This window comes from Streptomyces sp. P3 (genome assembly GCF_003032475.1).
GTDB lineage: Bacteria > Actinomycetota > Actinomycetes > Streptomycetales > Streptomycetaceae > Streptomyces.
In genome coordinates this window covers 6,687,785-6,712,336 of the sequence record NZ_CP028369.1, presented here as the reverse complement: position 1 = coordinate 6,712,336, position 24,552 = coordinate 6,687,785, and the positions used below count along the sequence as shown (strand labels likewise).

The following is a 24,552-nucleotide window of genomic DNA, read 5'->3' as shown; positions in this document are numbered from 1 at the left end:
CGTGACCTCTTCGGAACCGGCCGACGCCAACGTTCGGGGCCGTCCGGGCGTCGAAGAGGCGTCAGTGGTCAGTCATCAGCCGTTCACACCCTCGGGGGGACACCCGCATGCGCACACGACGATCCTCAGGACGCCCCGCGCGCCGTTCCGCACGGCCCGCCCACGCCCTGGCCGGCCTTCTGCTGGCCGCGGGCCTCGTGCTCACCGGCTGCAGCAGCGGCGCGGACGACAGCGGGAGCACCGCGTCCGACAAGGCCGCCGCCGGTGACGCGGCCGCCCGGGAGACGGGCGCCCCGTCGGACGCTGACGCGAAGGAGGGAGCGGGTGCGAGCGGCTCGAAGGCCACCGCGGCTCCCCGGCCCGCCGCGAACCGCATCATCCGCACCGCCACCCTGACCGTGCAGGTCAAGGACGTCTCCAAGGCCCTCGACGAGGCGCGGACGACCACCGAGAACGCCGGCGGCTATGTGGGCGACGAGACGACCGTCCGGGACGAGGACGACGCCGAGCGGACCCGTGTGGTGCTGCGGATCCCCGTCGAGAAGTACGACGACGTGCTCGCCGGCCTCCAGGGCGCGGGCAAGCTGCTGGAGCGCACGGCGAAGGCCCAGGACGTGACCGACCAGGTCGTCGACGTCGAGAGCCGGATCGCCTCGCAGCGGGTCAGCGTCGCCCGGGTCCGTGAGCTGATGGACCGGGCCGTCAAGCTGAGCGACGTGGTCGCCCTGGAGGGCGAACTGAGCAACCGTGAGGCGGCGCTGGAGGCGCTGCTCGCGCAGCAGGCCTCCCTCAAGGACCGCACGAGCCTTGCGACCATCACTTTGACCCTGGCGGAGAAGCCGGCCGTGGAGGCCGTCGAGGACGACGACCCGGGCTTCGTTGACGCGGTGACGGGCGGCTGGGGCGCGTTCGTGACGGTGCTGCGCTGGATCGCCGTGGCGTTCGGCGCGACGCTGCCGTTCCTCGCGGCGGGTCTGCTGCTCCTGCTGGTGTGGCTGCGGCTGGTGCGGCCGCGCCGCCGGGCCGCAGAGGCGACCTGGGCGCAGCTGGGCGTCCCGGGCCAGTCCGGGGCCGCGCAGTCCGGGGCCGGCCAGGTGGGCGCCGCGCGGACCGGGAGTGGACCGGCGGGGAGCGGGGAGGCCGGGGCCGGGCGGAGCGAGGCCACGGCGGGCGAGCCCGGACAGGACTGAACTGCGCGTCCCCCGTAGCGTGTTCGTATGAGCATCGAGCGACTGGTCGTGATCGGCGGGGACGCCGCGGGCATGTCCGCGGCGTCCCGGGCCCGCCGTCTGAAGGGGCCCGAGGAGCTGGAGATCGTGGCCTTCGAACGCGGGCACTTCACGTCCTACTCGGCGTGCGGCATCCCCTACTGGGTGGGCGGCGACGTCGCCGGGCGGGACGATCTCGTCGCCCGCACCCCGAAGGAGCACCGCGCGCGCGGGATCGATCTGCGGCTGCGCACCGAGGTCACCGAGATCGACGTGGCCGGACGGCGGGTACGCGCGCGTGCGGTGGATTCCGGGGCGTGGTCCTGGACGTCGTACGACAAGCTCGTCGTCGCGACCGGGGCCCGCCCGGTCCGGCCGGACCTGCCCGGTGCGGACGCGGCCGGTGTGCACGGGGTGCAGACCCTGGACGACGGTCAGGCGCTGATCGACACGCTGTCCCGCGCGCGGGGACGACGGGCCGTGGTCGTGGGGGCCGGCTACATCGGAGTGGAGATGGCCGAGGCGCTCATCAACCGCGGTTACGAGGTGACGGTCGTCAACCGGGGCAGCGAGCCGATGTCGACCCTCGACCCGGACATGGGCCGGCTGGTGCACGTGGCGATGGAGGCAATGGGCATCGCCATGGTGAACGACGCCGAGGTGACCGAGGTGTGCACGACGCGGGACGGCCGGGTCCGGGCGGTGCGCACCGAGGACGCCGAGTACCCGGCGGACGTGGTGGTCCTGGGCATCGGCGTCCGGCCGGAGACGGCGCTCGCGCAGGCCGCCGGTCTGCCGGTGGGCGGGCACGGCGGACTGCTCACCGACCTGGCGATGCGGGTGCGCGGCCACGAGGAGATCTGGGCCGGCGGCGACTGCGTCGAGGTCCTCGACCTGGTCTCGGGCCAGGAGCGCCACATCGCCCTGGGCACCCACGCCAACAAGCACGGGCAGGTCATCGGCGCCAATGTCGCAGGCGGTTACGCCACGTTTCCGGGTGTGGTCGGCACCGCCGTCAGCAAGGTCTGCGAACTGGAGATCGCCCGGACCGGGCTGCGCGAGAAGGACGCGCACAGGGCGGGCCTGCGCTTCGAGACGGTCACCGTCGAGTCGACCAGCCGGGCCGGTTACTACCCCGGTGCCTCCCCGATGACGGTCAAGATGCTCGCCGAGCGCAGGACGGGCCGTCTGCTGGGCGTCCAGATCGTCGGGCGGGAGGGCGCGGCCAAGCGGGTCGACGTCGCGGCGGTGGCGCTGACCGCCGGGATGACGGTGGAGCAGATGACGTCCCTCGACCTGGGCTACGCGCCGCCGTTCAGCCCGGTGTGGGACCCGGTGCTGGTGGCTGCCAGGAAGGCCACGGCGAAGGTGCACGGCAGCGGGCGGGGGTAGGGCGGCGCGGGGCTGAGCCGCGCCGCCCCGGACGCGCCCCGTGGTGAGCGCGACCGGCCCCGCCGGTGCGCTTGCGCGCATCTTTTCTCAAGCGGTTTCAGCTTCTCCAGCGGTTCAGCGGGTCTCGCGACGGAGCGGTTGCGCTCCGTCGCGAGCCGTTCCGTCGCGAGACCTCGTCGCACCCCGTTGCGCCCAGTGGGTCGCGAACGGTTGCGCTCAGCGCGTCCCCGACGGTTGCCTCAGGTCGGCTCCTCAGGCCGTTCCGCTCAGGCGCGGCAGCGCGGAGACCGCCGCGGCCGGGTGCTGCTCCGCCGGCTTCGCGTGCGCCGCCGAAGCGGGTCGCGACCGCAGCCGGTTGCTGACCGCCTCGTCCAGCGTCACCGGCCGCTGCATCTGCGAAGCGAGCCGCCCGGCCTCCTGGCCGAGTCGTGCCACGTCCTCCCAGGGCAGCCGGATCACCAGCGAGATCTCCGCCTCGCCGTCGGGCGTGGCGTGCATCGCGGGGGTAACTCGGTCGTTCATCGCTGTTCCTCACGTCGTCCCCGCGACCCGCCTTCCTTCGTGCCGCGAGCGGTTGCCGGTTCATACGCACTGCCGGGAAGCGGCGTTCACCGATTCGCCGAACGGATCGGGGGCACAACTTCCTTGTGGTCATCCCCGTGCATGACGTGAACCCCGTGCGCCGCACCCCGGTGGTGACGTACGCGCTGATCGCCGCGAACGTCCTCGTGTTCTGGTTCATGCCGGGCCTGTCCGGTTCCGTGGCGGGCGACAGCGGCCTGGCCCAGACGTGCCATCTGCACGCCTTCCTCGAACACTGGGCGGCCGTGCCGCGCGAGTTGATCGACCATCGGTTTCCGCAGCTCGTCCCCACCGGCGAGGTGCGGGGCGCATCCTGCCAGCTGGGCCCGCCGGACTACACCAAGTCCCCGGCGCTGAGCGTGCTCACGGCGATGTTCCTGCACGGCGGCTGGTTGCATCTGCTGGGCAACATGCTGTTTCTGCTGATTTTCGGCAACAACATCGAGGACCGCATGGGGCATGTCCGCTTCGCGGTCTTCTACCTCGTGTGCGGCTATGCCGCCTCGTACGGTTTCGCCCTGGTCAACTCCGACTCCACCGATCCGCTGATCGGCGCGTCGGGTGCGATCGCGGGCGTGCTGGGCGCCTACCTGGTGCTGTATCCGAAGGCCCGGGTGTGGGTTCTCGTGCCGTTCCTGGTGTTTCTGCCGCTGCGTCTGCCCGCCTGGCTGGTACTGGGCTTCTGGTTCGCGCTGCAGGCGGTGTACTCCTCGGGCGAGGGCGTCTCGGGCGCCGGGACCGTGGCGTACGCGGCGCACGTGGTCGGCTTCCTCGCGGGGATGCTGCTCGGCTGGCCGCTCAAGCCCGGCACGCCGGCGCCGCCGGAGCCGCGCGGCCTGCTGTTCGGCAGGCGGGCGCGTCCCCGGCACACCTGGTGATCAGCGGGCCGTCCGCGTGTGGACGTACTCGACAAGACGGGTCAGCGCGTCCGGGTCGGTGGCGGGCATGACGCCGTGGCCGAGGTTGAAGACATGGCCCTCGAGTCCGGCGGCCGCGTCCAGGACCTCGCGGGCCTTGACCTCGACGGCCTCGGCGCCGGCGAACAGGACCGTCGGGTCGAGGTTGCCCTGGAGCGCCTTGCCGGGGCCGACCCGACGGGCGGCCTCGTCGAGCGGGACGCGCCAGTCGACACCGACGACGTCCGCGCCGGCCTCGCCCATGAGCCGCAGCAGCTCACCGGTGCCCACGCCGAAGTGGATGCGCGGGACGCCGTAGCCCTCGACCGCGCGGAACACCTTCGCGGAGGCGGGCAGCACGGAGCGGCGGTAGTCCTCCGGGGCGAGCGCGCCCGCCCAGGAGTCGAAGAGCTGGACGGCGCTCGCCCCGGCCTCGATCTGCACCTTGAGGAAGGCCGCCGTGATCTCGGCGAGACGGTCCAGCAGATCGGCCCAGAGTGCGGGGTCGCCGTACATCATCGCCTTGGCGTTCTCGTACGTGCGCGACGGCCCGCCCTCGACGAGGTAGCTCGCGAGGGTGAAAGGGGCGCCCGCGAAACCGATCAGCGGGGTGGCGCCGAGCTCGGCCGTGAGCAGTCCGACGGCCTCGGTGACGTAGGAGACGTCCTCGGGGGTGAGGTCGCGCAGCCGGGCGAGGTCGGCGCGGGTGCGGATCGGGCGTTCGACGACCGGGCCGACGCCGGGCTTGATGTCGAGGTCGATGCCGATGGCCTTGAGGGGGACCACGATGTCGCTGAAGTAGATCGCCGCGTCCACGTCGTGCCGGCGCACGGGCTGGAGGGTGATCTCCGTGACCAGCTCGGGCCGCATGCAGGACTCCAGCATCGGGACGCCCTCGCGGACCTTGCGGTACTCCGGCAGCGAGCGTCCGGCCTGCCGCATGAACCACACGGGCGTGTGCGGAACGGGCTCACGCCTGCACGCCTTCATGAAGGCGCTGTCGTAGGTCGCTGTCGGCTGCCGGCCCGCCGGGCTCTCGTTCGCACTCACGACGGCAAGTCTCGCACGAGGCCGGAGGCCGTGCGGCCGCCCCCTCTTCGTCCGGTCGCCGCGTGCGGACGCGTCCCGGGCGTGCGCGGTCCGTGCGCCTGTTCGCCCAGCGCGCACCCGTCCGCAGGCCCCGCGCGGGTGTCTTGCCCTGCGCGAAGCCCCCGTTCCCCTTAATCTTCCCCGCATGGCTGCGGCTCAGGGACGACTGTCGGACGACGCTGGCGGGATGGATGACGCGAACGAGGGGGACCGGGACGGGGGCAGGTCGGCTCCGTTGCCGTTCCGGTCCGCCGTCGACGGGCTGAGAGCGGCCCGGCTGCGGCCGCAGATCGAGGTCGAGCAGACGCCGGCGCCGAAGCGGCTCGCCCCGTTCGCCCACGCGCTGGAGGCGACGGTGGTGGACGGCGAGCAGGACCTGGCCGACGGCCGCCTGGTGCTGCTGCACGATCCGGCCGGGCACGACGCCTGGCGCGGAACGTTCCGCCTGGTGACCCTCGTGCGGGCGGAACTGGAGCCGGAGATGGCCGCCGACCCGCTGCTGCCCGAGGTGTGCTGGTCGTGGCTGACCGGCGCGCTCCAGGCGCGTGGGCTGACGTACGGGGAGCCGAGCGGGACCGTCACGCGCGCGAGTTCGCACTACTTCGGGGGGCTGGCCGAGCGTCCGGCGGCCTCGCAGATCGAGATTCGGGCGTCCTGGACGCCTCGCGAGGGCCTGGGCGGAGTCCCGGACACCGGGGCGCACCTGTCGTCCTGGTGCGATCTGCTGGCACAGGTGGCCGGGCTGCCGCCGGCCGGACCCGGCGACGCGTCCGTGGTGACCCTGCCGCAGCGCCGGGGGCCGCAGTCACGTTGACCATCTCTTTGTCGATACGGCCATTTTCGATCCCGTCTGACACCCACTTAAACCGACTCGATCTTCGGATGATCGATCGCATGTCCGAATTGCACGGATTGTTACTCACTAGATCGTGATCATTTTCTAAAGGACCCCGGGCCCGCTGCCGAAGACGACTGTGACCTTGAAAGCACGGTTCGTCCCGGCTTCCCTCCCCACGAGCCCCCCACGAACCGGCTCCCGTCCCCCATCCAGGAGGCCTGGTGTCCGTTCTCCTCGAGCAGCCCGCAAGCCTGGTCGCCTACCGCCCGAACAAGCCCACCGCCATGGTGGTCGTGGCCGACCCGCGCGTCCGCTCCACCGTCACCCGTCACCTGTGGGCGCTCGGTGTGCGCGACGTCATCGAGGCCTCGTCCGTCGCGGAGGCTCGTCCCCGCATCGGCAACCCCCGCGACATCTGCGTCGCCGACGTCCACCTGCCCGACGGCTCCGGCCTCACCCTGCTGTCGGAGACCCGCGCCGCGGGCTGGCCCAACGGGCTCGCCCTCTCCGCCGCCGACGACATCGGCGCGGTGCGCAACGCCCTCGCCGGCGGCGTCAAGGGCTACGTGGTCACCGGCACGCGCACCAACCTCGGCCTGCCCGGCCGTCCCGGCGCCGCCCCCATGGGCTCGGCCGCCCGTCTGCACCGCCGCCCCCCGGGTGCCCCGAGCCACCCGGGCGGCTACCGCGAGCTCTCCGGCCGTGAGGTCGAGGTGCTGCGGCTGGTCGCGGAGGGTCAGTCGAACAAGGCCATCGGCGTCTCGATGGGCCTGTCCGCGCTGACCGTCAAGAGCCACCTCGCCCGCATCGCCCGAAAGCTCGGCACGGGCGACCGCGCCGGCATGGTCGCGGTGGCCCTGCGTACCGGCATCATCCACTGATCCCCTGCCCGGCCCCGGCGTCCCGGACTCCCCCCGGATCCCCGGGACCGCAAGGAGCGTCGCCCCGTCCTCACCGGCCCCTCACGTCACCTCCCCGCCGTTCCCCCGCCTGACCGGTTTACGACCCTGCGCCGCCCGCCGACGGAACGTTCCGTCGGCGGGCGGCGTCGATACACGGATACCCTTGACAGGTGACCGACGCCCAAGAAACCGCAGCAGCCAGTTCACTGCGAACCACCGGAGGCGCCCCTCCGGACGAAGGCGGATCCACTGCTTCCGGGGCGCCGACACCTCTGCTCGAGCCGCGCGAGGGCATCCCTCCCGTGATCGCCGACGAGGCCTCCCTCGCCGCGGCCGTCGCCGCCTTCGCCGCGGGCTCCGGCCCGGTCGCCGTCGACGCCGAACGCGCCTCCGGCTACCGCTACGGACAGCGCGCCTATCTGGTGCAGCTGCGCCGCGAGGGCGCCGGCAGCGCGCTGATCGACCCGGTGGCCTGTCCCGACCTCTCCGTGCTCGGCGCGGCGCTGTCCGACGCGGAATGGGTGCTGCACGCCGCCACCCAGGACCTGCCGTGCCTGCGCGAGATAGGCATGGTGCCGACGCGGCTGTTCGACACCGAGCTGGCCGGACGGCTCGCCGGGTTCCCGCGGGTCGGCCTCGGCGCGATGGTGGAGGGCGTACTGGGCTACGTCCTGGAGAAGGGTCACTCCGCGGTGGACTGGTCGACCCGGCCGCTGCCCGAGCCCTGGCTGCGCTACGCGGCCCTCGACGTGGAGCTCCTGGTCGACCTGCGCGACGCGCTGGAGAAGGAGCTGGACCGGCAGGGCAAGCTCGACTGGGCCCACCAGGAGTTCCACGCGATCGCCTCCGCCCCGCCGCCCGAGCCCCGCAAGGACCCCTGGCGGCGTACGTCCGGCATGCACAAGGTGCGTCGGCGGCGGCAGCTGGGCGTGGTGCGGGAGCTGTGGGAGGCACGGGACCGGATCGCCCGCCGGCGCGACGTGTCGCCGGGCAAGGTGCTGTCGGACGCGGCCATCGTGGAGGCCGCGCTCGCCCTTCCGGCGAACGCCCACGCGCTGGCCGCGCTGACCGGTTTCGGGCACCGGATGGGGCGGCGGCAGCTCGAGCAGTGGCAGGCGGCGGTCGACCGGGCGAAGGCGCTGAGCGAGTCGCAGCTCCCCCAGCCGGGACAGCCGGTGACGGGGCCGCCGCCGCCGCGCGCCTGGGCCGACAAGGACCCCGCGGCCGCCGCGCGGCTCAGTGCGGCGAGGTCGGCGGTCTCGGCGCTGGCCGAGGAGCTGAACATGCCGCAGGAGAACCTCATCGCGCCGGACGCGGTGCGGCGGGTCTGCTGGGAGCCCCCGGCGGCCGACCCGGAGGCGGTGACTGCGGCGCTGGCCGGGTACGGGGCGCGCCCCTGGCAGGTGGAGCAGGTCGCGCCGGTGCTGGCCGCGGCACTGTCGGACAAGGGCGAGTAGCCGCGGCGGCGCCGTGGGCGGCACGGCGCTCGCGCGGCGGCCGGTACGGCCGTCCTGTCTGCCCGTCATGCCGCCGGTGGGCGGGTCACCTCGTCGCTCCTCTCGTGAAACCGTTGTAGATGTATTTCTGGAGGGCGAGGAAGACGATCAGGGTCGGCAGGATGACGAGCACCGCTCCTGCCGAAATCGTTTCCCAGTGGGCGGCGTAGGGGCCCTTGAAGCGGAACAACGACGTCGAGATCACGCCAAGATCTTGTGACGGCATGTAGAGGAAAGGGATGTAGAAGTCGTTGTAGACGGCGATTCCCTTCACGATCACGACCGTCGCGATCGCCGGTTTCAGCAACGGAAAGATGATCTTGCGGTAGATCGTGAACGCGTTCGCGCCGTCGAGGCGGGCCGCCTCGTCCAGGGAGATCGGGATCGATCGGACGAACTGCAGGAAAATGTAGATCGAAACGATGTCCGTGCCCATGTAGAGCGCGATCGGCGCCCAGCGGGTGTCGAACATGCCCAGGCTGTGGACGATCTGGAAAGTGGCCACCTGAGTGGTCACCCCGGGGACCAGAGCGGCGACCAGGAACAGAGCGATCACCAGTTTCCGGAAACGGAAGGTGAAACGGTCGATCGCATACGCCGTCATCGAACCGATGAGAACGGTTCCACCGACGGAGACCACAAGGATGAAGGCGGTGTTGCCGAACGCCGTGAGCATCCCGCCGTCCCGGAACGCCGTCACGTAGTTGTCGAAGTTGAGCGGGTCGTCCGGGAGGGTGAGCGCTCCGCTGCCGGCCGCCGTCTCGTTCTCGGTCTTCAGGGACGTCAGGAAGACGACGCCCAACGGGAGCAGCACCACCAGCGCCGCACCGATCAGCGACAGGTACACGAGGGTGCGGGCAACGGCTCGGCGCGTCATACGAGGTCCGCCCTGTCGTCGGGGACGAGGCGTCGCTGCACCCAGGTGACCAGCAGGATGATCAGCAACAGCACGACGGCCGCCGCCGAGGCGAGCCCCGTCTTGTTGAACTGGAAGGCCAGCTTCACGGTCTGGATCACGAAGGTCTCGGTGCCGGTCGCCCCGCCGGTCATGATGTACGGGATCTCGAAGGCCGACAGGGAGCCGGAGACGGAGAGGATCACCGTCAGGGTCAGCACCGGCTTGATGCCGGGCAGGATGACATAGCGGAACTGGTGCCACCGGCCCGCGCCGTCCAGCTCGGCCGCCTCGTACAGCTCCCCCGGGATGGACTGGATCGCGCCGAGGAACAGCACGAAGTTCATGCCGAGGTAGCGCCAGACCGAGACGCCGGCGAGCGAGACGTTCGCCGACGCGGGCGTGCCCAGCCAGGCGCGGTCGCTCTGGTGGCCGAAGAGGTTCAGCACCGTGTCGAGGGTCCCGCCGTCCTGGAAGAAGTAGAGGAAGACGAATCCGATGGCCACGCCGTTCACCAGGGACGGGAAGAAGAGCACGCCCTTGAAGAAGTTCCGGAAGCGGATGCTGAAACTCAGGACGGTGGCGAAGTACAGCGCGGCGACTGTCTGGATCACCGAGGCGGCCAGGTAGTAACCGCTCACCCAGAACACCTGGAAGAGGTCCTCGCGGGTGAAGATCTCCGCGTAGTTCTCCGCGCCCGTGTAGTGCAGTTCGGGACTCACGCCGTCCCAGTCGGTGAAGCTGTAGGCGACCATGTTGGCGATCGGCGCGTAGGTGAAGGTGATCAACAGGGTGAGCGGGGCGAGCAGGAACAGCCAGGGGGTCAGCAGCCGCCAGGTGCGCGTCCGGCGCGGCGCCGGCGGCGGGGCGGCGCGCCCCGAGGCCGGCGCCGCGGCCCCGGCGGCGGCCTTCCCGGTGTCCCGCGCCGGGGTGTGGGTGCCCGCGTGCGTCATCGGTCGCCCACGCTCGCCTGCGTCTCGGTCCACTTCCTGCCGAGCCCGGAGAGGAAGTCGTCCAGGCCGCCCTTCTTCGCGCCGCGCGCGAGGTCGACCAGGTCCTGACGGTACTCGGGCTTGAAGATGCCGACCTCGGACCGGTCGTCGATCAGCTTGACCCTCGCGCCCGCGGAGTCGTCCAGCTCGATGAGCTTGACGCCCGCCTCCTGGTAGGGCTTCAGCACCGTGGGCATGGCCGCGTCCTTGAGCGGGGAGATGGCCAGGTTGTCCTTGTCGTAGCCGGACTTGTCGGTGAACCAGTCGATCCAGGCGCGGGCCGCCTCCTTGTGCTTCGAGTGCACGTTGACAGCCTGGTTGTAGTCGGGGCCGACGGTCGCGCAGTACGCCCCGTCCGTCTGCGCGGGAAACGGCATGAAACCGATATCGTCCGGGTTCACTCCGGCCTTCTTCGCGGCGTCCTGGAACTGGACGATCGCCCAGGTGCCGAGCCACTGCGTGGCGATCTCGCCCTTGGCCGTGCGGGGCTTGGACGCCTCCCAGTTGCTGGTGGTCGGGTCCTTCTCGGCGAGGCCCTGCTTGACGATGTCGTACAGGAGTGTGTCGCCGACGCGCAGGTCGGAGCCCTGCGCCCAGGGGTCGCCCTCGGCCAGTTTCGTGGTCGCCTGCGGGTCGCAGTGCACTGCGCCGTCGACGTAGGTCCACATGGTGAGCGGCCACTGCGCGGCGAAGTTGGTGTAGTACGGCACCGCGTCGGTCTTCGCCTTGATCGCCTTGAGGGCGGTGAGGAACCCGGCCGGGGTGGTGGGCCAGGCGGTGACCCCGGCCTCTTTCCAGATGCGCTTGTTGTAGACGAATCCGGGCATCACGCCGACCGGGCTCTGGCCGTAGACCTTGCCGTCGACGGCGGTGAAACCGGTGAAACGGTATTTCTTGCTGCGCTCGGCGGCGGTGCCGAGCGAGGCGAAGAACTTCGGGTAGTCGTTCTTCTTGATGACCGCGGGGATCAGCAGGACGTCGCCGTAGTCGTCCGTGTTCATGCGGATCTTGATTTCGGCCTCGTAGTTGGTGAGGGCCTGGAACTCCACCTTGACCTTGGGATAGGTCTTGTTGAACTCGGCGGCGTACTTCGTCATCGTGCCGTCCTGCACGAGGTCGGTCCGCACGGTGAGAACCGTGATGGATCCGCGGACCTTGGACGGGTCGTCGGGCGCCTTGGCGTCCGCGCCCTTCGTGCTTCCCGAGGTGCCCGTGCACCCGGGGAGCAGCAGGGCGGCCGCGGCGGTCGTGGCGAGGACGTGGAGGGTGCGGCGGTTCATGTGCATCACTTCCGTTCGTGGGACGGATGAGCACGTGCGGGTGAGGCGAGACGGTCGGGTTGGCTGATTCGGCACTCTGGCAGCGCTTTCTCAACCGGTAAAGTCCGATTCCCGCCAACGACGACGAAACCGCGCTCAATGACGAGCTTGACCGGTTTAGGAGTGCGCCATGCTGGAGGCCTCACCACTCGACGACGGATGGCAGTTGCGGCATGAGGGCGGGAAACTGCCGGCCGTGGTGCCGGGCTGTGTGCACACCGATCTGCTGGCCGCCGGGGTGATCCCGGACCCGTTCCTGGGGCGGGCCGAGACCGAGGTCGCCTGGGTGGGGCGGCGGGAGTGGACGTACGAGACGCAGTTGCCGGCCGTGCCGTGCGGGCACGAGCAGACCGACCTGGTCTTCGAGGGGCTCGACACGGTCGCCGAGATCACCCTGAACGGTCAGCTCCTCGGCCGGGTGCGCAACATGCACCGTGCGTACCGCTTCGACGTGACGGGGCTCAGCGGTCCGCTGAGCGTCCGGTTCGTCTCCGCCTACGCCGAGGCGGAGGCCGTCCGCGGAAAGCTGGGCGAGCGGCCCGGAGCCTATCCGGAGCCGTACCAGTACGTGCGCAAGATGGCCTGCTCGTTCGGCTGGGACTGGGGGCCCACGCTGGTGACGGCCGGGATCTGGCGGCCGGTGCGACTGGAGCGCTGGTCGACGGCGCGGCTCGCCCGGGTGCGCCCGCTGGTGACGGTGGAGGGGGGCGTCGGCGTCGTCGAATTGCGGGTGGACGTGGAGCGGACCCGGGTGGAGGCGGGGCTCGTGCTGCAGGCGCGGGTGGGGGGTCTCAGGGCGCGCGCCGAGGTGACGGGCACGCACGGCGTGGTGCGGGTGGAGGTGCCGGACGCCGACCTGTGGTGGCCTCGCGGTTACGGCGAACAGGTCCTGTACGAGGTGGAGTTGACGCTGCATCACGGCAATGCGCCGCTCGACGTCTGGCGGCGGCGGGTCGGCTTTCGCAGCGTCGGCCTGGACACCTCCGCCGACGCGCACGGGAGCGGGTTCACCCTCGTGGTCAACGGGGAGCGGCTCTTCGCGCGAGGGGTGAACTGGATCCCGGACGACGTGTTTCCCTCCCGGGTGACCCGGGAGCGTTACCGGAAACGGTTGCGCCAGGCGGCCGACGCGGGGGTCGACCTGGTCCGGGTGTGGGGCGGCGGCATCTACGAGAGCGAGGACTTCTACGACGTCTGCGACGAGCTGGGCCTGCTGGTCTGGCAGGACTTCCCGTTCGCGTGCGCGGCCTACCCGGAGGAGCAGCCGTTGCGGGGCGAGGTGGAGGCGGAGGCCCGCGAGAACGTCGTACGGCTGATGCCGCATCCCTCGCTCGTGCTGTGGAACGGCAACAACGAGAACCTGTGGGGTTTCCGGGACTGGGGCTGGGAGGAGCGGCTCGCCGGGGACTCCTGGGGCGAGGGCTACTACCTGGGGGTGCTCCCGAGAGTCGTCGGCGAGCTGGATCCGACACGGCCGTACACGGCGGGGAGTCCGTGGTCGGGGTCGTGGGAGCGTCATCCGAACGATCCGGCGCACGGCACGCACCACTCGTGGGAGGTCTGGAACCGGCAGGACTATGCCGAGTACCGCAGTGAAGTGCCGCGGTTCGTGGCCGAGTTCGGCTGGCAGGCGCCGCCGGCCCACGCCACGCTGCGGCGGGCGCTGCCGGGCGAGGAACTGGCGGCGGACTCCCCCGGCATGCTGCATCACCAGAAGGCGGAGGACGGCAACGGCAAGCTGGCGCGCGGACTCGCCCGCCATTTCCCCTCCCCACAGGGCGACTTCGACCGCTGGCACTACCTCACGCAGGTCAACCAGGCGCGGGCGGTGGCGACCGGGATCGAGCACTGGCGGTCGCACTGGCCGGTGTGCGCGGGCACGATCGTCTGGCAGCTCAACGACTGCTGGCCGGTGACGTCCTGGGCCGCGATCGACGGGGACGGGCGGGAGAAGCCGCTCTACCACGAGCTTCGGCGGCTGTACGCGGACCGGTTGCTCTCGTTGCAGGTGCGCGACGGGCGGCTGGTGTCGGCCGCCGTCAACCAGTCGGCCGACCCGTGGACGGGAGCGCTGACGTTGCGGCGGCTGACCGTGGAGGGCGACGTGGTGGGCACGGCGACGCTGGAACTGGCCGTCGGCGCCCGGTCGGTGGGGATCGTGCCGGTGCCGGCGGAGCTGGAGCCGGCCGGGGCGAAGGAGTTCCTGGTGGCGGATGCGGATGGGCTCCCCGCGCCGGGCGCGTCCGGGGGCGCGGGAGTGGTCGCGGGCGGGGGCCGGCTGCGGGCCGTGCACTTCCCGGTGCCCGACCGTGACATCGCCCTGCCGCGGCCCGAGTTCGCGGTGGCCGTGACCGCGGGGGCGGTCACCGTCACGGCGCGCACCCTCGTGCGGGACCTGCTGCTCCAGGCCGACCGGCTGGACCCGGGTGCGCGGGCCGACCGGGGGCTGGTGACGTTGCTGCCCGGGGAGCAGGTGACGATCGGGGTCGCGGGCTGGGAGACTCCGGACGCCGCCGCCGCCCGGGCCGCGCTGTACTGCCAGGAGCCCGCTCGATGACGGCGTCCCCCGCCCCCCGCGTCACCATCAAGGACGTCGCCGCGCGCGCGGGGGTGTCCAAGGGCGCGGTGTCCCTCGCCTTCAACCGCAAGCCGGGGCTGTCGGAGGCGACACGGGACCGGATCTTCACCGCGGCGCGGGAGCTGGGCTGGGAGCCGAACCTGACGGCCCGGTCGCTGTCGAGCTCGCGGGTGGACGTGGTGGGGCTGGCGATCTGCCGGCCGGCCCGGATGCTGGGGCTCGAGCCGTTCTACATGGACTTCGTCTCCGGGGTGGAGAGCGTGCTGACCGAGCACTCCTGCTCACTGCTGCTGCGGCTGGTGCGCAGTGTCGAGGAGGAGGCGGGGCTCCAGGAGTCCTGGTGGCGGGGCCGGCAGATCGGCGGGTCGATCCTGGTGGACTTCCGGGCGGACGATCCGCGGGTGGCGGTGGTCGAGCGGCTCGGGATGCCGGCGGTCGCCGTCGGGCATCCGTCGCTGACCGGGGGGCTGACCTCGGTGTGGACCGACGACGCGACGGCCGTGACGGAGGCGGTGCGCTATCTCGCGGCGCTCGGGCACCGGCGGATCGCCCGGGTGGGGGGCGCGGCCTCGCTCGGGCACACGGTGATGAGGACGGCCGCGTTCGACGCGGCGGCGCGCCGTCTCGGGCTGGCCGGAGCCCGGCAGGTCGCCACGGACTACTCCGGGGAGGCGGGGGCGCGGGCGACCCGGTCGATGCTGACCGCCGCTCCGTCGGACCGCCCTACCGCAATCGTTTACGACAACGACATCATGGCGGTGGCGGGGCTGGCGGTGGCGGCCGAGATGGGGCTCGCCGTGCCGGGTGACGTCTCCCTGCTCGCCTGGGACGACTCACAGCTGTGCCGGCTCACCCATCCGACGCTCTCCGCGATGAGCCATGACGTCCACGGGTTCGGCGCGGAGGCCGCGCGGACGCTGTTCGGGGTGCTGACGGGGTCGGGTCCCAGGTCGCATCCGGTGCCGACTCCGGTGCTGACGCCGAGAGGGTCGACGGCCCCGCCGCGGGCCTGAAGCGGGGTGATCGCGCAGACTCGTCGGGTGTGACGTTCGCCGCTCCTCCCGGCAGGGGTGTGCAGCTACGTTACCCACAAGTAGCATGGGTTCTGAGCGCGTGCTCAGCGCTTGCGTGTCGCAGCAGTGCCATCCCGCACCCTGGAGGAGAGCCATCGTGCCTCGTACCGTCAGGGACGTCGTCTTCGTAGACGGCGTCCGTACCCCGTTCGGCAAGGCGGGCCCGAAGGGCATCTACCACGAGACCCGCGCCGACGACCTCGTCGTCAAGGCGATCCGGGAGCTGCTGCGCCGCAACCCCGGCCTGGACCCCGCGAAGATCGACGAGGTCGCCATCGCGGCGACCACGCAGATCGGCGACCAGGGCCTGACCATCGGCCGCACCGCGGGCATCCTGGCCGGTCTGCCGACCTCGGTCCCCGGTTACTCCATCGACCGCATGTGCGCGGGCGCCCTGACGGCCGTCACGTCGGTCGCCGGCTCGGTCGCCTTCGGCGCGTACGACGTCGCCGTCGCGGGCGGCGTCGAGCACATGGGCCGCCACCCGATGGGCGAGGGTGTGGACCCCAACCCGCGGTTCGTCAGCGAGAAGCTGGTCGACGAGTCCGCCCTCTTCATGGGCATGACCGCGGAGAACCTGCACGACCGCTACCCCCAGATCACCAAGCGGCGCGCCGACGAGTACGCGGTGCGCTCGCAGGAGAAGGCCGCCAAGGCGTACGCCAACGGCAAGATCCAGGCCGATCTGGTGCCGGTCTCGGTGCGCCGCACCAACCCGGAGGCCGGTGAGACGGGCTGGGGCCTGGTCACCGCCGACGAGCCGATGCGCCCGGGGACGACGCTGGAGAACCTTTCCGGTCTCAAGACCCCGTTCCGTGTGCACGGCCGGGTCACCGCCGGAAACGCGGCCGGTCTCAACGACGGCGCAACCGCTTCCCTGATCGCTTCCGAGGACTTCGCGCGCGAGAACGGCCTGCCGGTCAAGATGCGTCTGGTCGCGTACTCCTTCGCGGGCGTCGAGCCGGAGGTCATGGGCTACGGTCCGATCCCGGCCACCGAGAAGGCCCTCGCGCAGGCGGGGCTGTCCATCTCCGACATCGGTCTGTTCGAGATCAACGAGGCCTTCGCCGTCCAGGTGCTGGCCTTCCTCGACCACTACGGCATCGCCGACGACGACGAGCGCGTCAACCAGTACGGCGGCGCGATCGCCTTCGGTCACCCGCTGGCCTCCTCCGGCGTCCGTCTGATGACGCAGCTGGCCCGCCAGTTCGAGGAGCAGCCCGGCGTCCGCTACGGCCTGACCACCATGTGCGTCGGCTTCGGCATGGGCGCGACGGTCATCTGGGAGAACCCGCACTTCGACGGAGGCGCCAAGTGAGCACCACCACCGCTGAGCTTCTGAAGGGCGCGGCAGAGCTGTTCCCGGACGAGGTCGTCACCCAGGCGCACGTACGCCACCTGGACCTGCCGTTCGGCGCGGGGCGGTTCGCCCTGATCACGCTCGACAACGGTTTCGACCACACCAAGCCGACCACGTTCGGCCCGCAGTCGCTGGCCAACCTCGATCTGGCGATCGACCAGGTCGAGAAGGAGGCCGCGGCCGGGGAGATCGTCGGCGCCGGAGTCACCGGCAAGCCGTTCATCTTCGCCGTGGGCGCGGACCTCAAGGGCGTCGAGCTCCTGAAGGACCACACCGACGCGCTCGCCATCGGCAAGGGCGGCCACGAGGTCTTCAAGCGCCTCGCGGGTCTCGCCGTGCCGACGTTCGCCTACTACAACGGCGCGGCGATGGGCGGCGGCGTCGAGGTCGGCCTGCACTGCCGGTACCGCACCGTGTCCGCGGCCCTGCCGGCCTTCTCGCTGCCCGAGGTCTTCCTCGGCCTGGTCCCCGGCTGGGGAGGCTGCACGCTGCTGCCGAACCTGATCGGCGCGGACAAGGCCGTCTCGGTGATCATCGAGAACTCGCTCAACCAGAACAAGCAGCTCAAGGGCGTACAGGTCTACGAACTGGGTATCGCCGACGCCCTGTTCGAGGGCGCCGACTTCCTGGAGCAGTCGCTGATCTGGACGGCGTCCGTCCTCAAGGGCGAGATCGTCGTCGACCGCCCGGTGATCGACCGCGGCGAGGCCTGGGACCAGGCCGTCGCGCGCGGCCGGTTCGTCGCCGACAGCAAGGTGCACGGGGCCGCCCCGGCCGCCTACCGCGCGCTGGACATCATCGCCGCCGCCAAGAACGGCGACCTCCAGCAGGGCTACGACGCCGAGGACGTCGCGCTCGCCGACCTGATCATGGGCGGTGAACTGCGCTCCGGCATCTACGCGTTCAACCTGGTGCAAAAGCGCGGCAAGCGCCCGGCCGGCGCCCCGGACAAGTCCCTGGCCCGTCCGGTCACCAAGGTCGGCGTGGTGGGCGCGGGTCTGATGGCCTCGCAGCTCGCGCTGCTGTTCCTGCGTCGCCTCGAGGTGCCGGTCGTGCTGACCGACATCGACCAGGAGCGCGTCGACAAGGGCGTGGGCTATGTGCACGCCGAGATCGACAAGCTGCTCGGCAAGGGCCGCATCAACCAGGACAAGGCCAACCGCCTCAAGGCGCTGGTCTCCGGCGTCCTGGACAAGGCCGAGGGCTTCTCCGACGCGGACTTCGTCATCGAGGCCGTGTTCGAGGAGATCGGCGTCAAGCAGCAGGTGTTCGCGGAGGTCGAGGCGGTCGCCCCGGCGCACGCGATCTTCGCCACCAACACCTCCTCGCTGTCGGTCTCCGAGATGGCGTCGAAGCTGAAGCACCCCGAGCGGGTCGTGGGCTTCCACTTCTTCAACCCGGTCGCGATCCTGCCGCTGCTGGAGATCGTCCGTGGCGAGCAGACCGACGACGCGTCGCTGGCCACCGCCTTCGCCGTCGCCAAGAAGCTGAAGAAGACGGCGGTTCTGGTGAAGGACGCCCCGGCGTTCGTCGTGAACCGCATTCTGACCCGTTTCATGGGCGAGGTGCAGAACGTCATCGACGAGGGAACCCCCGTCGAGGTCGCGGAGAAGGCGGTGGAACCGCTCGGCCTGCCGATGTCCCCGCTGGTGCTGCTCGAACTGGTCGGCCCCGCGATCGGCCTGCACGTCTCGGAAACGCTGAACCGTGCGTTCCCGGACCGTTTCACGGTCTCGCCCAACCTCGCGGCCGTCGTCAAGGCGGGCAAGCGCGGCTTCTACGTCTACGACAGCGGCAGGCCGGAGCTGGACCCCGAGGTCTCGGCGCTCCTGCAGCAGGGCGACAGCGTCCTGACCGAGGAGCAGGTGCGGGCCCGCGTCCTGGACGCGGTGGCGCAGGAGATCGGGCTCATGCTCGACGAGGGCGTCGTCGCCGAGGCCCAGGACATCGACCTCTGCCTCATCACCGGTGCCGGCTGGCCCTTCCACCTGGGCGGCATCACACCGTACCTGGACCGCGAGGGCGTCTCCGAGCGGGTGAACGGCAAGAAGTTCCTGGCGCCGGGTGTCGCGTCGGTGCCGGCGTAACGGTTGCCGTAAGAGGTGCCGTAACGGTTGCTACGGCCGTAACACCCGTAACGGCTTTCGACCCGTCCCCGGTTTCCGGGGGCAGGGCGAAGTGAAGAGGGCCTCCGCTCATGGCGGAGGCCCTCTTTCGTCCGGCTTTCGTCCGGCTGTCGCCCTGGTCGGCCTGCGGCCCGGAAGCGATCTCCTGCCCGCCGCCGAGGCCGAGCGCGACGGCCGGCTCGGCGGGGTGGAAGGGCTCCGGCTCGGCCCCGCCGGCGCCTCGAGCCGGTGCACCAACCCGAGGCCGACGTGGGGGTGCCTCCCGTTCTCGCGCCAGGAAGGTACGGCGAACTCTCCCCATGCACCCCAGTCCGCCTCGAAGAGCGCGCCCCGGTCACCATCGGCCGCTTCAGCGTGCGCGAGGTATCCGGGGTGCTGACCGAGCTTCCGGTGGACGACCGCACCGATGTCGTAGAACTCGCGCGTGAGAGGTCCGGGATCGGCGAGAGGTGACTTGAGGACGCCGAATGTGTACAGCGCAAGACGGGCCATGCGTCTCTCCCTGGTCGAGGGTGCCCGGTGGACCCTTTCGGTGGCTTACGCATGGGGGCGAGGGTTCGTGGCGCGTGACCGGCTCGTCCCGTCGCGGTGGCTCAGCCTGGAAGAACCCCCCTGTACCACCGTGGGCGACCACCGAGGGCCAGGTGAAGGTAGCCGCCTCGGTGAGGCCCTGTCGAAGTTGCGTCCTCCCTGTCCGGGTGGCCTCTTGCAGGCCTGCATCCGGTGCCCGGTGCCCCTGCGCTCCGGATCGTCGGCCGGCAAAGACGTGCGCGCGTCCCTGGGCGTCCACGGCGACCGCAGGCGTTTTGGTGCGGTCGCCCTTCTCGTCGGGGTGACCGACGGGGGCCCAGTCGAGCGGGGCGAGCAGGGGCCGGAAGTGCGTCGAGTGCACCAGCGCCGCCGCCTCCCGCGCGATGGGCCGCCAGGACGTGAGGTGGGCGTAGCCGTTCGCGCCCTGACCGACGGCGAGGACCCGGTGGAGTCCCTGGTCGCCGCCGACCCCGCGCGGGGCCTCCCAGGGGCCGCCCGGGACATGCTCCGCCCGGCACAGGACGGCGTCGTCCGACATCAGATAGACAGCCAGCCGCCCGTCGCGGCCGCGTATGAGTCAGTCGCCGTTCACCCGATCACTTTATGCCGGGGCCCCGACGACGCCCGTTGGGGGTCTCGTCCGCGGATCACTTCTGCCGTCCCGTCCGCGGGTCCCGTCCACAGGGCCGTCCGTGCGACGCTGGTCCGCATGGACGACAACACCGCGCTGCTCGTGATCGTCGACGCCGCGAACGTCGTCGGGTCGGTCCCCGACGGATGGTGGCGGGACCGGCGGGGCGCGGCGGAGCGGTTGCGCGACCGGCTGGCCGCGGACGGCCTCTCGGGGCACTCCGGACCCGTGGACATCGTCCTCGTCGTGGAGGGCACGGCCCGCGGGGTGGAGCCGGCGCCCGGCGTGCGGGTGGAGGCGGCCCCCGGCAGCGGTGACGACCGCATCGTCGAACTGGTCGCCGAGGCCTCCGGCCGCCACCGTCTGGTCGTCACCGCCGACCGTGAGCTGCGCCGCCGTGTGACGGACCTCGGCGCGGACGTCACGGGCCCGCGGGCGGTACGTGGCGAGACGACGGCAGGCCGGGCGCCGGACGCCGCGCGACGCAGGGCCTGACGGCCTCGCGCGGCCTCAGCCTCTGACCACGGCCTGCTGACCCGCTGACCCGCTGACCGCGAGGGCCGGACGTCAGTCCGGCGTGCGCGTGCGGCGGATGCCCCCGCGGCGCACTCGCCGCACGGCCGGGCCTTCCCCCCCACTCCCCGGACCCGATGCCTCGCCGCCTGGAGCAGGGCCGCCGGCCGTGCGTCCGGCGACCGGGCGGGGCACGCCCATGTGCGGCACCCCTCTTGCGCGACACGCTCTGGCCGTGCGGTGGAACACCGCCGGGCGCCCCGCGCTCGCGCCGGGCCGTCGGCCTGCCCCCTGCGCGGAGGCGGGGGCACAGCCGAGAGCCCGGCCCCGGACGGTCGCCGTGGGGGGCCGGGCTCTCGGTCGCGCGTCACACGGGGCCGGCGCCGCCGGGGCCCGGGGTGGGAGCGGTGGACGCCTCACCTCGTCCGAGGCGGCTGTGGGAGCGGCCGTAGAGGAAGTAGACGACGCATCCGATGACCATCCAGATGCCGAACCGCAGCCAGGTCTCGGCGGGCAGGTTGAGCATCAGCCAGAGCGAGGCGAGCACCGACAGGATCGGGATGAACGGCACCCACGGGGTGCGGAAGGCCCGGTGCAGGTCGGGGCGGGACCTGCGCAGGAGGACAACGCCGATGGCGACGACCACGAAGGCGAACAGGGTGCCGATGTTGACCAGCTCGGCGAGTTCGCTCAGCGGGGTGAAGCCGGCGACGATCGCGATGATCACGCCGAGCAGGATGGTCGGCCGGTGCGGGGTCTTGTAGCGCGGGTGGACGTGGGAGAAGAAGCGGGGCAGCAGTCCGTCCCGGCTCATCGCGAAGAAGACGCGGGTCTGGCCCAGCAGCAGGATCATGCAGACGGTGGTGAGGCCGACGGCGGCGCCGAAGCTGATGAAGCCCGCGAACCAGGGGTGCCCGGTGGCCTTGAAGGCGTCGGCGAGCGGGGCGGTGATGGACAGCCTGGTGTAGTGCTCCATGCCCGTGACGACGATCGACACCAGTACGTACAGGGTGGTGCAGATGATGAGGGAGCCGATGATGCCGCGGGGCATGTCCCGCTGCGGGTGCTTGGTCTCCTCCGCGGCAGTGGCGACCACGTCGAAGCCGATGAAGGCGAAGAACACCACCGAGGCGGCGGTGAAGATGCCCATGACGCCGAAGTTGGAGGGGGCCCAGCCGAACATCAGCTGGATGAGCGGGGAGTTGAGGCCCCCGCCGGCCTCCACGGCCTGCGCCTTGGGAATGAACGGGTCGTAGTTGTCGCCCTTGATGAAGAAGGCGCCGGCGATGATCACGGTCAGCACGACCGTCACCTTGATGGCGACCACGATCGAGGTCACGCGCGCGGAGAGCTTGGTGCCGAGCACGAGGATGGCGGTGAGCACCAGGACGAGCGCGGCGGCGAGGATGTCGAAGCCGAAGCCGTCGGCCCCGTCCCGGCTGCCGAGCGCCGCCGGCAGGTGCCAGCCGGCGTTGTCCAGCAGTGAGGCGATGTAGCCGGACCAGCCGACGGCGACCACCGCGGTGCCGAGCGCGAACTCCAGGACCAGGTCCCAGCCGATGATCCAGGCGGGCAGTTCACCGAGGGAGGCGTAGGAGAAGGTGTACGCGGAGCCCGCCACGGGGACGGTGGAGGCGAACTCGGCGTAGCAGAGCGCGGCGAGCGCGCAGACGACCCCGGCCACCACGAAGGCCAGGGCCACGGCCGGGCCGGCGTTGTTCTTGGCGACCGTGCCGGTGAGGACGAAGATGCCGGTGCCGATGATGACGCCGACGCCGAAGACGGTCAGGTCCAGCGCGGACAAGGATTTCTTGAGCGCGTGTTCTGGCTCCTCGGTATCGAGGATGGACTGCTCGACCTTCTTCGTCCGGAAGAGGGTGCTGCTCACGGGGTACCTCCCACGCTGTGTCGTCCTCGACATGATCGAGAGGGGGCGTAGACCGTATGCCCCGGCGCGGGCCGGTTAACGCGAATGGACCGGTTCCACCACTCTTCACAGTGGTGGAACCGGTCCATTCGGTCGGCTCGGGTCGCCTGCGGCGGCGTCAGTCGCGGGCGGGCTCCACGGACTCGGCCGCCGCGCTGCCGTACCGTCCGTCGAGCTTGGAGACCAGGCCGGTGACCTGCCGCGCGATGTCGGGCGCGGTGAGGCCGATCTCGGCCATGACCTCGGCGCGGGAGGCGTGGTCGAGGAAGCGGGGCGGGATGCCGAAGTCACGCAGCGGGACGTCGACGCCCGCGTCGCGCAGGGACTGGGCGATCGCCGATCCGACGCCGCCGACGCGGGAGTTGTCCTCGACGGTGACGACCACGCGGTGCCGCTCGGCGAGCGGGGCCATGGCCTCGTCGACGGGCTTGACCCAGCGTGGGTCGACGACCGTGGTGGTGATGCCCTGCCGGTCGAGGAGGGTGGCGATCTCCAGGCACATCGGGGCGAGTGCGCCCACGGAGACCAGCAGCACGTCGGGGGTGTCGGTGCCGCTCTCGCGCAGCACGTCCATCCCGCCGACGCGGCCCACGGCGGGCACCGCGGGGCCGACGGCGCCCTTGGAGAAGCGGACGACGGTCGGGGCGTCGTCGACGGCGACGGCCTCGCGCAGCTGGGCGCGGACCTGGTCGGCGTCGCGTGGGGCGGCCAGCCGCAGGCCCGGGACGACCTGGAGGATCGACATGTCCCACATGCCGTTGTGGGAGGCGCCGTCGGTGCCGGTGACGCCCGCCCGGTCCAGTACGAATGTCACACCGCACTTGTGGAGGGCGACGTCCATGAGGACCTGGTCGAAGGCACGATTGAGGAATGTGGCGTACACCGCGAACACCGGATGCACCCCGCCGTGGGCCAGGCCCGCCGCGGACACCGCGCCGTGCTGCTCGGCGATGCCCACGTCGTAGACCCGGTCCGGGAAGGCCTTGGCGAACTTGTCGAGGCCGACCGGCTGGAGCATGGCCGCGGTGATCGCGACGACGTCCGCGCGCTCCTCGCCGAGCCTGACCATCTCGTCGCCGAAGACGGACGTCCAGTCGGCGCCGGAGGTGGCGATCGGCAGGCCGGTGTCGGGGTGGATCTTGCCGACGGCGTGGAAGCGGTCGGCCTCGTCCTGGAGGGCGGGCTGGTAGCCGCGGCCCTTCTCGGTGAGGCAGTGCACGATCACCGGGCCGCCGAAGCGCTTGGCGCGGGCCAGCGCGGATTCCAGCGCCTCGATGTCGTGGCCGTCGATCGGGCCGACGTACTTCAGGCCGAGGTCCTCGAACATGCCCTGCGGGGCGATGAAGTCCTTCAGGCCCTTCTTGGCGCCGTGCAGGGTCTCGTAGAGCGGCTTGCCGACGACGGGCGTGCGCTCGAGGAGGTCCTTCCCGCGGGCGAGGAAACGCTCGTAGCCGTCCGTCGTGCGCAGGGTGGCGAGGTGGTTGGCGAGGCCGCCGATGGTCGGCGCGTAGGACCGTTCGTTGTCGTTGACGACGATGACCAGCGGGCGGTCCCCGTCGGCGATGTTGTTCAGGGCCTCCCAGGCCATGCCTCCGGTGAGCGCGCCGTCTCCGATGACCGCCACGACGTGGCTGTCGCGTTCGAGGATCTGGTTGGCCTTGGCGATGCCGTCGGCCCAGCCGAGCACCGTGGAGGCGTGGCTGTTCTCGATGACGTCGTGCTCGGACTCGGCCTGCGAGGGGTAGCCGGACAGGCCGCCCTTCATCTTCAGCCGGGAGAAGTCCTGTCGGCCGGTGAGCAGCTTGTGCACGTAGGACTGGTGTCCGGTGTCCCACAGGACCTTGTCCTTGGGCGACTCGAAGACCCGGTGCAGGGCGAGGGTGAGCTCGACCACGCCGAGGTTGGGGCCGAGGTGGCCGCCGGTCTTGGAGACGGCGTCCACGAGGAAGGTGCGGATCTCCCCTGCCAGCTGGTCCAGCTCCTCCAGGCTGAGCCGGTCCAGATCGCGCGGTCCCCTGATGCGGGTCAGCAGCGGCACCCGTGCCTCCTTGCAGTAAAAGCTGATCGAGCTGTTGCCGGGCTTGTCGAGTCTAATGTTCCGCCGGGGCGGCCGGAGTCCGGCCCGTGCGTCATAGGTCACCCGAACGGCCGTACCCACGATCCACCGTTCCCATGACACGACCGTGCCCGGCATCTGAACGGAT

At 71.4% G+C, this 24,552-nt stretch carries 18 protein-coding genes and 2 pseudogenes; 11 read left to right on the top strand and 9 right to left on the bottom strand.

All coding sequences use genetic code 11. The features are described 5' to 3' along the window. Positions 1 to 107 precede the first annotated feature (107 nt). A complete protein-coding gene (locus C6376_RS29430) occupies positions 108 to 1,190 on the top strand; it encodes a DUF4349 domain-containing protein (protein WP_107446181.1) in 1,083 nt (360 codons plus the stop codon). A 27-nt stretch (positions 1,191 to 1,217) separates the two neighbouring features. Continuing rightward, on the top strand, positions 1,218 to 2,600 hold the full coding sequence (locus C6376_RS29425) for an FAD-dependent oxidoreductase (protein ID WP_107446180.1): 1,383 nt from the start codon (positions 1,218 to 1,220) through the stop codon (positions 2,598 to 2,600). A gap of 252 nt (positions 2,601 to 2,852) precedes the next feature. Here the strand turns inward: C6376_RS29425 and C6376_RS29420 are convergent, their stop codons facing one another. Then, positions 2,853 to 3,122: a hypothetical protein gene (locus tag C6376_RS29420; protein ID WP_107446179.1), complete on the bottom strand. Its 270-nt coding sequence runs from the start codon at positions 3,120 to 3,122 to the stop codon at positions 2,853 to 2,855. Positions 3,123 to 3,247: 125 nt separating this feature from the next. On the opposite strand from C6376_RS29420, the gene C6376_RS29415 reads away from it, so the two are divergent. Then, positions 3,248 to 4,060: a rhomboid family intramembrane serine protease gene (locus C6376_RS29415; RefSeq protein ID WP_107446178.1), complete on the top strand. Its 813-nt coding sequence runs from the start codon at positions 3,248 to 3,250 to the stop codon at positions 4,058 to 4,060. Here C6376_RS29415 and hemE read toward each other — a convergent pair whose 3' ends face one another. After that, on the bottom strand, positions 4,061 to 5,128 hold the full coding sequence (gene hemE, locus C6376_RS29410; protein ID WP_107446177.1) for a uroporphyrinogen decarboxylase: 1,068 nt from the start codon (positions 5,126 to 5,128) through the stop codon (positions 4,061 to 4,063). A 184-nt stretch (positions 5,129 to 5,312) separates the two neighbouring features. Here hemE and C6376_RS29405 point away from each other — a divergent pair, with 184 nt between their 5' ends. The 3 genes from C6376_RS29405 to C6376_RS29395 all read left to right on the top strand — a co-directional run bounded on the left by C6376_RS29405 (position 5,313) and on the right by C6376_RS29395 (position 8,364). Then, positions 5,313 to 5,981 (top strand): DUF3000 domain-containing protein, encoded by a 669-nt coding sequence (locus C6376_RS29405; protein WP_107446176.1) that lies wholly within the window; start codon positions 5,313 to 5,315, stop codon positions 5,979 to 5,981. A 245-nt stretch (positions 5,982 to 6,226) separates the two neighbouring features. Next, positions 6,227 to 6,886, top strand: a complete 660-nt coding sequence (locus C6376_RS29400; RefSeq protein WP_107446175.1) for a response regulator transcription factor — start codon at positions 6,227 to 6,229, stop codon at positions 6,884 to 6,886. Between the two features lie 191 nt (positions 6,887 to 7,077). Then, the gene (locus C6376_RS29395; protein WP_107446174.1) at positions 7,078 to 8,364 is read left to right on the top strand and encodes an HRDC domain-containing protein; all 1,287 of its coding nucleotides are present in this window, start codon (positions 7,078 to 7,080) and stop codon (positions 8,362 to 8,364) included. A gap of 85 nt (positions 8,365 to 8,449) precedes the next feature. Here C6376_RS29395 and C6376_RS29390 read toward each other — a convergent pair whose 3' ends face one another. From C6376_RS29390 to C6376_RS29380, 3 genes are read right to left on the bottom strand one after another with little or no spacing between them, the layout of a single operon-like run. Continuing rightward, the gene (locus C6376_RS29390) at positions 8,450 to 9,280 is read right to left on the bottom strand and encodes a carbohydrate ABC transporter permease (protein ID WP_107446173.1); all 831 of its coding nucleotides are present in this window, start codon (positions 9,278 to 9,280) and stop codon (positions 8,450 to 8,452) included. Further along, positions 9,277 to 10,251 (bottom strand): carbohydrate ABC transporter permease, encoded by a 975-nt coding sequence (locus C6376_RS29385; protein WP_107446172.1) that lies wholly within the window; start codon positions 10,249 to 10,251, stop codon positions 9,277 to 9,279. The genes C6376_RS29390 and C6376_RS29385 overlap by 4 nt, the downstream gene beginning before the upstream one ends. After that, positions 10,248 to 11,570, bottom strand: a complete 1,323-nt coding sequence (locus C6376_RS29380) for an ABC transporter substrate-binding protein (RefSeq protein ID WP_107449265.1) — start codon at positions 11,568 to 11,570, stop codon at positions 10,248 to 10,250. The genes C6376_RS29385 and C6376_RS29380 overlap by 4 nt, the downstream gene beginning before the upstream one ends. A 169-nt stretch (positions 11,571 to 11,739) precedes the next feature. Between C6376_RS29380 and C6376_RS29375 the strand changes: the two genes are divergently transcribed. From C6376_RS29375 to C6376_RS29360, 4 genes are all read left to right on the top strand, one after another. Then, complete coding sequence (locus C6376_RS29375) at positions 11,740 to 14,166, top strand: glycoside hydrolase family 2 protein (RefSeq protein WP_107446171.1); 2,427 nt, start codon at positions 11,740 to 11,742, stop codon at positions 14,164 to 14,166. After that, entirely contained in the window at positions 14,163 to 15,200 is a 1,038-nt protein-coding gene (locus tag C6376_RS29370) for a LacI family DNA-binding transcriptional regulator (protein ID WP_107446170.1), read from the top strand. The genes C6376_RS29375 and C6376_RS29370 overlap by 4 nt, the downstream gene beginning before the upstream one ends. A 157-nt stretch (positions 15,201 to 15,357) precedes the next feature. Continuing rightward, complete coding sequence (locus C6376_RS29365; protein WP_107446169.1) at positions 15,358 to 16,578, top strand: acetyl-CoA C-acyltransferase; 1,221 nt, start codon at positions 15,358 to 15,360, stop codon at positions 16,576 to 16,578. Continuing rightward, positions 16,575 to 18,707, top strand: a complete 2,133-nt coding sequence (locus C6376_RS29360; RefSeq protein ID WP_107446168.1) for a 3-hydroxyacyl-CoA dehydrogenase NAD-binding domain-containing protein — start codon at positions 16,575 to 16,577, stop codon at positions 18,705 to 18,707. The genes C6376_RS29365 and C6376_RS29360 overlap by 4 nt, the downstream gene beginning before the upstream one ends. 312 nt (positions 18,708 to 19,019) lie before the next feature. Here C6376_RS29360 and C6376_RS45585 read toward each other — a convergent pair. Then, positions 19,020 to 19,238 (bottom strand): annotated as a pseudogene (locus tag C6376_RS45585) (DUF3291 domain-containing protein); the annotation flags it as partial. A 268-nt stretch (positions 19,239 to 19,506) separates the two neighbouring features. Then, positions 19,507 to 19,815: pseudogene (locus C6376_RS45580) on the bottom strand (hypothetical protein); the annotation flags it as partial. 171 nt (positions 19,816 to 19,986) lie between these two features. Here C6376_RS45580 and C6376_RS29345 point away from each other — a divergent pair. Further along, positions 19,987 to 20,403: an NTP pyrophosphohydrolase gene (locus C6376_RS29345; RefSeq protein WP_107446167.1), complete on the top strand. Its 417-nt coding sequence runs from the start codon at positions 19,987 to 19,989 to the stop codon at positions 20,401 to 20,403. A gap of 385 nt (positions 20,404 to 20,788) precedes the next feature. Here the strand turns inward: C6376_RS29345 and C6376_RS29340 are convergent, their stop codons facing one another. Then, positions 20,789 to 22,309 (bottom strand): amino acid permease, encoded by a 1,521-nt coding sequence (locus C6376_RS29340; protein ID WP_107446166.1) that lies wholly within the window; start codon positions 22,307 to 22,309, stop codon positions 20,789 to 20,791. Between the two features lie 157 nt (positions 22,310 to 22,466). Next, positions 22,467 to 24,386: a 1-deoxy-D-xylulose-5-phosphate synthase gene (dxs, locus tag C6376_RS29335; RefSeq protein WP_107446165.1), complete on the bottom strand. Its 1,920-nt coding sequence runs from the start codon at positions 24,384 to 24,386 to the stop codon at positions 22,467 to 22,469. Positions 24,387 to 24,552: the final 166 nt, after the last annotated feature.